12 protein-coding genes and 1 pseudogene are annotated in these 10,446 nt (G+C 71.2%); 1 reads left to right on the plus strand and 12 read right to left on the minus strand.

Annotated features, from left to right (window positions below; genetic code table 11):
• The first annotated feature begins 138 nt into the window (after positions 1–138).
• Positions 139–300 carry a hypothetical protein gene (locus AB0E14_RS38115; protein ID WP_362429618.1) on the plus strand — a complete coding sequence of 54 codons (162 nt, stop codon included), beginning with the start codon at positions 139–141 and terminating at the stop codon, positions 298–300.
• On the opposite strand, the gene AB0E14_RS38120 is transcribed toward AB0E14_RS38115, so the two are convergent.
• The 12 genes and pseudogenes from AB0E14_RS38120 to AB0E14_RS38175 all read right to left on the minus strand — a co-directional run.
• Positions 301–489 (minus strand): hypothetical protein, encoded by a 189-nt coding sequence (locus tag AB0E14_RS38120; RefSeq protein WP_362429621.1) that lies wholly within the window; start codon positions 487–489, stop codon positions 301–303.
• Between the two features lie 80 nt (positions 490–569).
• Positions 570–2,717, minus strand: a complete 2,148-nt coding sequence (locus tag AB0E14_RS38125) for a chromosome segregation protein ParM (protein ID WP_362429624.1) — start codon at positions 2,715–2,717, stop codon at positions 570–572.
• An 82-nt stretch (positions 2,718–2,799) separates the two neighbouring features.
• Positions 2,800–3,219 carry a conjugal transfer protein TraB gene (locus AB0E14_RS38130; RefSeq protein WP_362429627.1) on the minus strand — a complete coding sequence of 140 codons (420 nt, stop codon included), beginning with the start codon at positions 3,217–3,219 and terminating at the stop codon, positions 2,800–2,802.
• Between the two features lie 20 nt (positions 3,220–3,239).
• On the minus strand, positions 3,240–5,453 hold the full coding sequence (locus tag AB0E14_RS38135; RefSeq protein ID WP_362429630.1) for an ATP/GTP-binding protein: 2,214 nt from the start codon (positions 5,451–5,453) through the stop codon (positions 3,240–3,242).
• Positions 5,454–5,582: 129 nt separating this feature from the next.
• Positions 5,583–5,891 carry a hypothetical protein gene (locus AB0E14_RS38140; protein ID WP_362429633.1) on the minus strand — a complete coding sequence of 103 codons (309 nt, stop codon included), beginning with the start codon at positions 5,889–5,891 and terminating at the stop codon, positions 5,583–5,585.
• Positions 5,888–6,367, minus strand: coding sequence for a hypothetical protein (locus tag AB0E14_RS38145; RefSeq protein WP_362429636.1), 480 nt, complete (start codon positions 6,365–6,367; stop codon positions 5,888–5,890). The genes AB0E14_RS38140 and AB0E14_RS38145 overlap by 4 nt, the downstream gene beginning before the upstream one ends.
• A 115-nt stretch (positions 6,368–6,482) precedes the next feature.
• Complete coding sequence (locus AB0E14_RS38150; RefSeq protein WP_362429639.1) at positions 6,483–8,204, minus strand: DUF2637 domain-containing protein; 1,722 nt, start codon at positions 8,202–8,204, stop codon at positions 6,483–6,485.
• 240 nt (positions 8,205–8,444) lie between these two features.
• Positions 8,445–8,804 carry a hypothetical protein gene (locus tag AB0E14_RS38155; protein ID WP_362429642.1) on the minus strand — a complete coding sequence of 120 codons (360 nt, stop codon included), beginning with the start codon at positions 8,802–8,804 and terminating at the stop codon, positions 8,445–8,447.
• A 108-nt stretch (positions 8,805–8,912) separates the two neighbouring features.
• Positions 8,913–9,223 (minus strand): annotated as a pseudogene (locus AB0E14_RS38160) (WhiB family transcriptional regulator).
• A 162-nt stretch (positions 9,224–9,385) separates the two neighbouring features.
• A complete protein-coding gene (locus tag AB0E14_RS38165) occupies positions 9,386–9,571 on the minus strand; it encodes a hypothetical protein (RefSeq protein WP_362429645.1) in 186 nt (61 codons plus the stop codon).
• A complete protein-coding gene (locus tag AB0E14_RS38170) occupies positions 9,568–9,771 on the minus strand; it encodes a hypothetical protein (RefSeq protein WP_362429648.1) in 204 nt (67 codons plus the stop codon). The genes AB0E14_RS38165 and AB0E14_RS38170 overlap by 4 nt, the downstream gene beginning before the upstream one ends.
• Positions 9,772–9,936: 165 nt before the next feature.
• Positions 9,937–10,446, minus strand: a 510-nt coding sequence (locus AB0E14_RS38175; RefSeq protein WP_362429651.1) for a hypothetical protein, incomplete at its 5' end; no start/stop codon positions are given.

Consider the following 10,446-nt stretch of genomic DNA (forward strand, 5'->3'; position numbering starts at 1 on the left):
GAGGGCGCCGCCGGCGTCGTCTCCGGCGGCGCCCTCCGACGTCGCGCATTGGGGGAGTTGAGGCTGGCGGGTGGGTAGTCACCGCACGCGCGCCCCGGGGCATCCTCGGACCGTCCGGCGCGGAGGGAGGGGTGTGAGGTGGAGTTCGTCTTCGACTGCGGGTGGTGCGGGGGTGACAACTACTTCGTCGGGAGGCAGGTCGGCTGGTGGGTCGACAAGTGGGAGATCCCGTCGGAGTGGGACTGCCGCTTCTGCGAGGGCCTCAACTACACGCCCGACCCGCCGTGGACCGAGGCGTAGTCAGAAGCTGGAAAGGAATCCGGCGAGCGCGGCGAGGCCGGTGTTGATGGCCGGGGCCAGGCCGGTCGCGGCGAGGGTGAAGCCGAACAGCGTGCAGACAAGCGCGGAGCCGACGCGGACGTAGCCGCCCTTGACCAGGACGACGACGATGATGGCCAGCAGCACGGTGGCAGAGACGGAGAGAGCCACGGCGGATGGTGCTCCTTCACGAGGGGTCGGGTGGGGCCGGCCGCGCTGGGGCGGGCCGGCACCGGGGATGTGTGGGTGGTTCAGGCGTCGGTGAGGCTCTTGATGGCCTCCAGCGCCTGGCGGGGCGAGGCGACCTTCTCGGAACGGCTGCTGGCGCCCTTGGAGCCGCGGCCGCCGCCCTTGCCGCCTCCGCCTCCGCCGCGCCGACGGGGCTTGCCGTCGCCGTCCTCGTCCTCGCCCTCGTCGGGCTCGGGCCAGAACTCGCCGGGCCTCACGGGCTCGTTCCAGTCGAACCACAGGCCGCGCTTGGTCAGCTCGCTGATCTCGTGGTCGGTGAGCCGGTTGACCTCGTCGGGGAACAGCTCGGACAGGTCGGTGTCGAAGTCCGCGTACAGCGACCGCATCAGGACGGCGCGGCCGTTGTCGAGGACGATGACCGCTACGCCGCCGGTGGAGACGCCGTTCTCCGGGTCGGCCTCGCCGCGCATGGCCCGCTCGATCGCGGAGCCTTCGGTGCGGGAGTAGCGGGCGGGGATGGTCGGGACGTCGTACGGGTTCTCCATGGTGCCTTCCGCGGCCTTGCGGGTGGCGCCGGGCGAGCCCATGTTGAAGATCGTGGGCCTGGAGTTCTGCCGGAGGTTGTCCTTCATCTCGGTGGAGAACCCGTTGTGCGCGAACGGGCTCTGGCCGGCGGGGTTCAGGCCGATGCCGTACTTCAGCCCGGTGACGGTGAGGTCGTCGGCGTCGGCCTGGATGAACTCGCCGAACTCCGCGTCCTGCGCCGCGGTCATGAACTCGTCCGCGAACACATTCAGCTGCCGGTAGGGGCAGCGCGGATCGCCCGGCTTGTAGTCGTGGGGCTGCCCGTCGTGCGGCCAGGGCATGTCCGCCCTGATCTCGCACAGCGCCTTCGCCGCCCGCAGGGAGCGGGCCATCCACAGCGCGTTCGAGCCCTGCCGGTCGATGTACCGGCCGAGCGTGGTGGTCTTCTCGTCCTTGCGGACCGTGGACAGCCACACCACCTGCCCGGCCAGCGACATGGCGGCCATGTCGATGGCGAAGAACTGCGTCTTCCCGGACCGGGACACGCCCAGGATCAGGCCGTGCCGGGCGGCGTTCTTGTCGTGCTGGAAGACCATGTTCTTCACCGGCTGGCCGGTGATGGTGTACCCGCACACGTACATGCCCTTGGCGTCCGGGGTGAGGAGCTCGCGGGTGGCGGGGAAGATCTGCGAGAGCGGCGGGGTGTCGAACGCGCTGATCAGGAACTCGTTGCCGTCGATGAGGACGAACACGCAGGAGTCGTCCTCGGGCAGGCCCAGGCCGCGGCAGACCTTGGCCAGGTCGATGCGCGGCGTCTCGGTGGAGTCGGCCATCCTCGCCCGGTAGAAGGTGACGCCGCGTTCGTCGTCGCGGGTCTTGTGGACCAGCTCGGAGCCGGGGGCGCCGCCCTTGGGGCCGGCGACCCGGTCCGTCCAGCGTTCGGTGTCGGTGGGCTTGGTGCGGCGGCGCTGGTTGGCGTCGGGGGTGATGCGGGCCTCGAGCCAGCCGGGGCCGCCCTGGCGGCCGGGCTGGATGGCGACCTCTGCCAGGACGACGTCGCTGGACGGCACGCCGAACGGGGCGGCGACCGCGTCCTCGGACAGGCCGGTGATCGGCCGTCCGGTCTCCGAGGCACGGAGCAGGATCGTCATGTCGTGCCGCTGCCCGGGGTGCCGGGTGGCCTTGACGACGTGGGTGCGGCCGGGCATTCCGGCGTTCTCCCACATCATCCGCACCTCACGGGTGAGCAGGTCGGCTCCGTCGTCCGGCACCACCACCGTCTCCTCAACGGCTTCGGCGGGGGCCGGCTGCGGGGCGGGGGCGGCGAGGGCGGGGCGGTGACGGCGGCGGGTGTGCCGGGAGAACGGCATCACCAGGTAGCCGGCCGCCGCCCATCCAGCGGCGAGCAGCCCGTCCATCCAGTACGGGCCGAAGCCGATGGTGTTCTTGGCGGCGATGTCGATGGCAGCGGCCAGCACGAGCGGGGACCAGCGCAGGATCTTGCGTCCGGCGCCGGGCTCGTCGCTCTTGGCAGCGAGGAACCAGCCGCCGAGCCCGGCGAAGCCGGCGAGCTGCACGACCTGGTTGACGGGGCTGTCGGGGTAGAGGTTCGGGGCCACGGCCAGCACGGGCGCGGCAAGGGTGTGGGCGAGGCGTTCGAGCGCGACGCTGCGCGGCGTGGTCACAGGCTTCTCCTTCAGGAAACGGGACGGGCGGCCCCGCTGGTGTGCGGGGCCGCCCGTGGCGGGGGGGGTGGGGGAGTGGGGGTCAGCGGTCGAAGAAGCCCGGCCGGGGCGTCTTCTCTCTCCGGTTGGAGCGGATGTCGTCGAGCGCGCCGTAGAGCTTGGAGTGGGTGCGCCGGGTCTCGTGGGTGAGGTCGGCGGTCTCCTGGGCGGTGTCGGACAGCTTGCGGACCTCCCGGGCCGCGCCGACCAGGGCGGTGGCCACGTTCGCGGTGAGGGCGACGAACTTCGGGTCCAGGTCGGCGTTCTCGATGTCGGTGGTGACGTCGTCGGTGTGGCCGGCGTTGCCCTCCATGCTGCGCTGGAGGCCCTCCAGCTCGAGGGTGGCGTCGTCCATGGCCTTGCCGAGCTTGTCCAGCTTGGCCTGCACGGCCTTGTACCGGTTGTCGCCGTCGGCCACGGCGGGCGCCGCACCGCTGCTGCGGGGTGTGAGGTCGCTGCTCATCAGTGGACCTCCTCCGGTTTCTAGTCGTGGTGGACAGCGGCCGAGGCGTGCTTGAGGCCGGCGTCTTCCTTGGCGGCCATGTCTTCGCCGTAGACGCGGGCGACCATCGTGGCCGCGAGCTTGGCGGCCTCCTTGGCGATGCCGCACTGCTCGGCGCAGCGTTCGGCCTGCGCCTTCATGCGGGCCGCGGAGTCGGCCAGGTCCGCGATCAGGTCGGTCACCGCGGTGTCGATGTTGTGGTCGCCGACCAGGTCGGCGACCATCTCCCGCAGGGCTTCGGCGACCTTGCCGAGGGCCTCCATCAGGGCCTCGGCGCGCTCTTGGTCGGAGGCGGCCTTGATGGCGATGTTCGCCATCTCCACCAGGTACTCGTCGAACGTGATGTCTGTGCGGTGCTGAGCGGCGAGGCCGCCCCGGCCGGACGGCCTGCTGACCTCCGAGCTGCCCATGCTGCTCCCTTCCGTGCTGGTCGGCCTGGTGGTGCCGGGCCGTGCGGTGTGCTTCTCCGGCGCGGGCGGCAGGCCCCGCACGCCGGTCGTGACGGCCGCGGGCCCGTTGGGGACGATGTCGGCGTCGACGATGTCGTCCTCGCTCATCGCGGCGTGCTTGGGCGGGCGGGTCTCGTGTTCGGGCCACTCCACCGTCGGGGTGGAGCCCTCCGCGCCGAACGGGCTGTCCGCCGGACGGCCGCGCCCCGTACGGCCGGGTCGGCCCGTACGACCGCGCCCCGTACGGCCGGTGCTGCCGGTGCGCCGGCGCCGGAACCGACGCCGTTTCCTCGCACCGTCAGACACCCTGTCACCGGCCCCGGAGTCGGTGCCCGGCGTATCACCCGCCGTGCCGTCCTTCGCGGTGCCGGAGGCCCCGTCAGAGGCGTCCATGGCGTCGGTGTCCTTGGTTTTGCCCTTGTCCTTGGTTTTGCCCTTGTCCTTGGTTTTGCCCTTGTCCTTGGTTTTGCCCTTGTCCTTGGTTTTGCCCTTGTCCTTGGTTTTGCCCTTGTCCTTGGTCGGTGCCACCTTCTCGGTGCCGGCCGCCTTGGCGGCCTTCGCGTCGGCGCGGCGCTTGTCCCAGCGGCGCTGGGCTTCCTCGCCGAGAGCCTGGCCCAGCGTGGTGCGGCCCGGGGCGGCCGACTCTGTGGCTTCTCGCTTCGCCTTCCGTGCCTCGGCCCGCTGCGCCTTCTTGGCCCGCCGCTCCTCCCACGCCTGCTGCTTCTGGGCGCGGGCCTGGTTGCGGTCCTTGGACCGGTCCGCGAGACCGGCGGCGTGCCCGGCGGTGCGCCGTTCCTGCCGCCCGGCCTGCCGGGCACCTGCGCGCTCCTGGCGGCTGCGGGCCCGCTCGGCTCGGGCGCTGGAAGACGGACCGCGCTCGCCCTTCGAGTCGCCGCTCCGCCCGGAGCTGCCAGAGCCCGCGTGAGAGCCCTTCGGGCCCCCGGACGACCCGTTCCCGGAACCGGCTGCACGGCCGCCAGAACCCCGCTCGGAGCCCTTCGCACCGCCCTTGCCGCCTCCGCCGCCACGGGTCGCACCGGCCCCCGAACGCCCGCCGGGGCCGCTGGAGTTGGAGCCGCGCGAGGACCCGGACCGGTTCGGCCCGGCGCCGGAGTTGTTGCGGGACGTCCCCGCCCCGCCCCCGCCGCGCGAGGCGCCGCCCCGGCCGCCGGCCTTTGAGCGGCCCTTGTCCGCCCCCATGCCGGAGCTGCTGGACGACTTCGTGCGGTCGGGATCGGCCTTTCCGCGCGCCGCCGCCTTGTCGCCCTTCGCTTTCATCATCGCGGTGTGGAGCTTTCCGTTCTGCTCCATCATCGCGACTTCCTGCGCTGTGCGGCCCTCCAGCAGCGCCGCCTTCCGTGCTATTTCAGCCTCGCGGAAAGGAGCCTCGCTTTCGTGATTGGCCCGCGCCATTTCCAGTCGGAATTCCAACCAGTCACCGAGGCGGTCGGCGAGAGAACGCGACTGCTCGTATTCCCCTGCCTCATATTCGTCGTAATCTCCTCCGGTTTCCGGTGCGGCAGCTCCTTCGGAACGCAGCGCCAATATCGGGTCCGGGGCTGCCGGAACTGCGGGGAGTTCCATCGTGGTCTCCTCCGGGCTTTCCGGGGGAGCCTCCGGTACGTCTTCCGGCGGCGGGATGGTGTCGATGAAATCCGGGATCGGCGGAAGCGTGTAGGTGGAATCGCCGCTCCACGGGCCGTGAACCAGGGTCCCGCCGCGGGCGTCGTCGGACGCGTCGGACACGGGGCACTTCCCTTCCTGGGGACTTGACAGACAGTGGGGTCTCGTGTGCACGCGCGTGCACGTGCACGTGTGCACGCTTTACGCGCGCGAGGCCCCGCTGGAGCCCGGCGGGGCCTTCGTGGGTGACGCTCAGTTACGCGGGCCGTGCTGCTTCAGGACGGTGTCCGCGTACCGCATGAGGTGGTCGAACAACCGCGGGTCGCCCGCCTGCCGCTTCTCCAGGACAAGCTTGAAGAGGCGGCAGACCAGCGTGAAAGCGGTGAGGACATCGCTGCGACCGGCTTTGACTTCCCTGGCGATTTCAGTCCGCGTGGCTCGGAGCCAGAATTCCATCCGGCCGGTCTCTCCGCGACTTTCGATCGCCCTGCGCTCTTCTTCCTGCAGCCAGACGTTCCGCCCTTGAATGGAGCGTTCGGCATTGCCGAGGGGGCGCGTCACGCCGACTCCCTCTTACCGAGGTCGTAAATCGACGTGGCAACACCATAGCCGGAATTCTGGCTCGGCGCACCCTGCTGCGGCTGGTTGGGGGCGGCCTGGAGAACCGGCGGGTTCTTCTTCCGCTGCTTTTCCAGCTCCTTTTCCTTCCTATCCTTGATCGTATTCACCACGGCCTCGTCGTGGGCGCGGCGCTTGTAGGCGCTCTTTTCCAGGCCCTCGGTCAGGTTGTTCAGGTTCTTGAGCACCTGCCCGAGGGCCTTTTCCACCGGCATCGCGCGCAGCCTGGCGTGGTACCAGCGATCGCCCTCCACGTGCGTCTCGCGCAGTGCCACGCGGGTCTCGATGGCGAGGGTCTCCAGGTTCTTGCCGATGTCCAGCAGGACCCGCTGAACGTCGGCCAGGTACCGGGCGGTTGCCTCCGGGCTCTGCGCGACGTCGCGCAGAGGGGAGTAGTTCGGGTCGTTTTCGCTGTTCACGGCGGGGATTCCCTCCTGGTGTACTTGTGGGGGCTGTGACTGCTTCCGGCAGTCGCAGCGAGGGCCAGCCCGATTCGCGCGGGCTGGCCCTCACTGGTGTGTGCCGGACGGTGGATCAGGGGCGGTAGCCGCCGGCGAGCAGCTCGGCTGCCTCCTGGCGGTACTCCGAGGCCGTGCCGGGCGAGGTGACCGCCAGGTCGTGCTGGATATCGGCAAGCGGCAGCCGGTCGGCGTCGCCGCCGGCCACGAGGATCATCCGGGCGACCCGGCGGACCGCCCGCTCGCGCGGCTTGAGCTTCGCGACATCCTCGGCTTCGACCGCGCGCTGCTCGATTTCGGCAGCGGCCCGCCGCGTTTCGGCGGCAGCCTTCTCGGCTTCGGCGGCCTCCTGCTTGACGCGCGCGGCGTCGGCGAGAGCGACCTCCTGGAGGCGGTCCTCCTCAGCCTTCTTGCGGTCGGCTTCGGCGGCGGCCCACCTCGTTTCGGCAGCGGTCTTCTCCGTTTCGGCAGCACGCCGGTCCGCTTCGGCAGCTGCCTTGCGGGCTTCGGCGATGGTCTGGGTCTCGATCGCCTGTGCCTCCGCCGCGGCGACCCGGTCGGCCTCCGCAGCTTCCTTCCGCTTCTCGGCTGCCTGCCGCTCCAGCCCCGCCGCCCGGAGGTCAGCAGCGGCCTTGGCCTCGTGCTCGTCGGCCTCCTTGCGCTCCGCCTCCGCCTCACGGGCTCGGGCTTCGGCGATGACGGCCTGGTCCAGCGCGTCCTGCTCCAGCGCGGCGGCCCGCTCAGCGGCGCTGACCTGGGCTCGGGCGTGGGCGCGGGCCTGACCGGTCTGGCCTTCGACCTCCGCCTGGACCAGCTCCACCTTGCCCTGGGCGCGCAGCCGCTCGGCTGCGGACTCCGCCTTGGCGACCTCGCTGCGCGTCTCCGCGTCCAGGCGGCGGCGCTCGGCTTCCTCCGCACGCTCCGCAGCAGCCTGTTCCTGCGCATCGGGCATCGCCAGGGCCTGGTCGACGTTGTAGCCGTACGGCGCCATCTTCATCGGCAGCAGCTCATCCTCGGACGCCTTGGAGATGTCGCCCTCGTACTTGCGCTTGAGCCATTGCTCGTACGCGATGAGCTGCTGGTCACGGCGGATCATCTCCGGGTAGGAGGTGACACCCCACAGCCGCATCCGGCGGAAGATCCGAGACGTGGCGATCGGGGCGAGAATCCACCGAAGCCACGGGATCGAGTCCCGTTCTGCCTGCTCAGGGCGGACAACCCGGTCAATGGCGTCACGGCCCAGCTCCACCACGGTGATGAAGAGGACCGGCACGACACCGTGGGCGCCGGCCGCGACATAGTCCAGCAGCTTCCAGGCGGCCTCCGGCGCGCCGGACGCGGCGTTGAGGACGACCGTTGAGGCTGTCAGCAGCCACACCGGGTACCGGATCCAGCTGATGGGGCGCTTGAGCCAGGCCATCAACAGGTCGACCGCGATCATCACCATGATGCCGACGTCGACACCAACCGCGAACAACTGGCCCTTGCCCAACGAGCCGAAGCGGAGCTCCTCGAAGGCGAACTCCGCGACGTGCTCGAAGGACAGGTACAGGCCGATGCCCGCGAGGACGAGCGCGGCGACGACGATCGCTCCGGCAGTCCACTTCTGGGTGCCGGTCAGCTTCGCCGTGGAGCCGTCCGTTCCGGTTCCGCTTTCCGCCTCCGAAGCGAACCCCGGCGTCCCCGAAACAGGGCTGGTCGTCCGCGAAACCGGCTGAGGTGTTCCCGAAACGGCGGCCGGTGCGCTCGCGTCGGGGTCGTGTTCGACCGCGGTCTGCGGCCAGTCAGTGATCGTCATGTGGGGCCTCCGAGAGGGGCGTTCAGGGCGTGCGCGAAACAGCGGGGGCTGCTCCCGAAACGCGGCGGCGCGTTCCCGAAGCGGTGGTCAGTGCGGGCGGTTGATCACGAAACTGGCACCGGCTCTACCCGCTCCGCGCGCGCAAAAAGGCCGGCGGCCCGGTGGGCGGGCAGCCGGTCCCTCGAAGCGTCGCGGGGCGGGCTCGAAACCCGATGCGGCTCCCGCCAGGCGGGCGCGAAGTCAGCTCCCGGGGAACTGCGCGCCGTGCCGCTCGAGGTCGGCGGTGGCGATGCCGAAGTGCCGGCACCGGTCGATCAGCGACTGGAGCCTGCTGCCGTCGGCGAGCGCCTGGGGCGAGCCGACGCCGTACCGCTGCTGCGCGGCGAACAGGTCGTTGAGCGCGGTCGCGGTGCGGGCGGCGTGCCGCTCGAAGCAGCCCTCACCCACCCGCTCCTCCGCGATGACGTGGAGGGTGGTGTGCCAGCTGCCGCTGAAGTCCTCCGGGTCGATCGGCGGGATGTCGCTACCGAAGATCGCGAAAGCGGCAGCCTGGGCGGCGGCTTCCGTGCCGGGCTGGAGCGGGGTCATCGTCGTGGCCAAGTGGCCTCCCTCGACTGTCGGTCCGGGCTGTCCGGCTCCCCGTCACCGCCCGCCTGCCGCCGTAGAGCCGCGGTCGGTGCGGGCGGATCAGGCAGCCGTCAGAACGGATCAGGCAGCGGAGCGACGACGGGCAGCCCGGCGCTTGATGCGACGCCGGTCGTCCTCGTCGGTGCCGCCCCAGACGCCGACGCGCTCGCCCTGCTCCAGCGCCCACTGAAGGCAGGTCTCCATCACGGGGCAGCGACCGCGGCAGACGGCCTTGGCCTCCTCGATCTGGAGCAGCGCCAGGCCGGTGTTGCCGATCGGAAGAACAACTCGGGGTCTTCCTCGCGGCACGCGCTACGGTCCCGCCAGTTGGTGTTGACCGGCAGGCCGGCGGAGGGGGCGTAGCTGGTGCGTGCGATGGACGTGCGATTCATCAGGGCCTCCCAGAAGGTCCAGAGCGAGAAGACAGCCCCGGGACGGCCGCTCCGGAGCTGTTGCGTGATGTGGCGGCTGGCTGGCCGGAGCGGGCGGGAGTTCCCGGCGCTCTCCGCCATCCCCGGCCGAGACGGCACGGGGACGACGGGGCAGGGCCAGGGTCAGCGCTGCTTCGTCGAGCGGTTGTTGTAGGCGTCCTGGAGCTTGGCGAACCGCTCGTCGATCGGCGCTCCGGCCTCGCACGGCTCCTCGGCCTGGCAGGCCGCGCAGGCGCTGCGGTGTGTCGTCGAGTCCTCGAACGCCTTCATGTAACGGACGTACAGGTCGTCGGTCGGGCGGGCGGTCATCGGCCACTGCCTTGCGAGGAGCGCTTGTTGACCTCGGCGAGCTTCCGGCTCAGCTCGGCGGGGTCGTCGGACATCAGGGGGCGGACCAGCTGGTAGAAGGTGTCGGTCTCGTCCCGCTCCGGGCCGCGCTGGTTGTCCTCTTCCTCCATGTCGCTGTAGAGGCCGGCCGACTGAGCGGTGGGAAGGGGACGTGTCATCATGCTGAGCATCAGGTCCTCCGAGTCAGGTCCTGGACAGCCCCGGGGGCGCAATCCCCGGGGCTGTCGTCGTGTAGGCGGGTCGTACGACCGGCCGCGACCATCGGCCACCCTTGAGTGAAGGAGAGGGTGGCCGGTGATCGCGGGCGTCCGTCCGGGGCCGGATGGTCAGGCGGCGGCGTACTCGGGGCGGCACCCGGAGCGGACCGTCCGGCGCAGGCGGTCGGCGTAGGGGAGTAGGACGTCGACCAGGCGCTCGCGGACGCGGGCGGCGATGGCCGGGTCGGCGGCGAGGATGTCGCGGGACGCGTCGACGCGGGCGGTGATCTCGGCACCGTGCGCGAGGGCGAGCTCCTGGCGGCGGTCGGGCGGGACGGTCAGGACCGCGGCCGCGTACCGGCGCATCTCCCGGGTGGTGCCCGCGGGTTCGTGCATCTCCAGCGGTGTGCCGAAGGCGATGTCGAGGTCGACGTCGAAGTCGGCGGAGAGCGGGACGTCGAGCTCGTCCAGGAGCGCGAGCGTCTCGGCGTCGAACACCTCGCCGGTGGTGCTGGGCCGGTGGGACGTCAGGGTCAGGGTGGCGGGCATCGGGACCTCCAGGGTGCGGTGAGCGGGCAGGGACGGGAGCAGACGGCCCCGGCCTCGGCCACCGCGCGGCGCGGGAGCCGAGGCCGGGGC

The sequence above is a fragment of the Streptomyces sp. NPDC047981 genome (assembly GCF_040653315.1).
GTDB lineage: Bacteria > Actinomycetota > Actinomycetes > Streptomycetales > Streptomycetaceae > Streptomyces.

Bases quoted from the DNA above. Each gene is read 5' to 3' on its own strand.
- AB0E14_RS38170 (WP_362429648.1), bottom strand. From the start codon at position 9,771: ATGATGACACGTCCCCTTCCCACCGCTCAGTCGGCCGGCCTCTACAGC.
- AB0E14_RS38150 (WP_362429639.1), bottom strand. From the start codon at position 8,204: ATGACGATCACTGACTGGCCGCAGACCGCGGTCGAACACGACCCCGAC.
- AB0E14_RS38165 (WP_362429645.1), bottom strand. From the start codon at position 9,571: ATGACCGCCCGCCCGACCGACGACCTGTACGTCCGTTACATGAAGGCG.
- AB0E14_RS38130 (WP_362429627.1), bottom strand. From the start codon at position 3,219: ATGAGCAGCGACCTCACACCCCGCAGCAGCGGTGCGGCGCCCGCCGTG.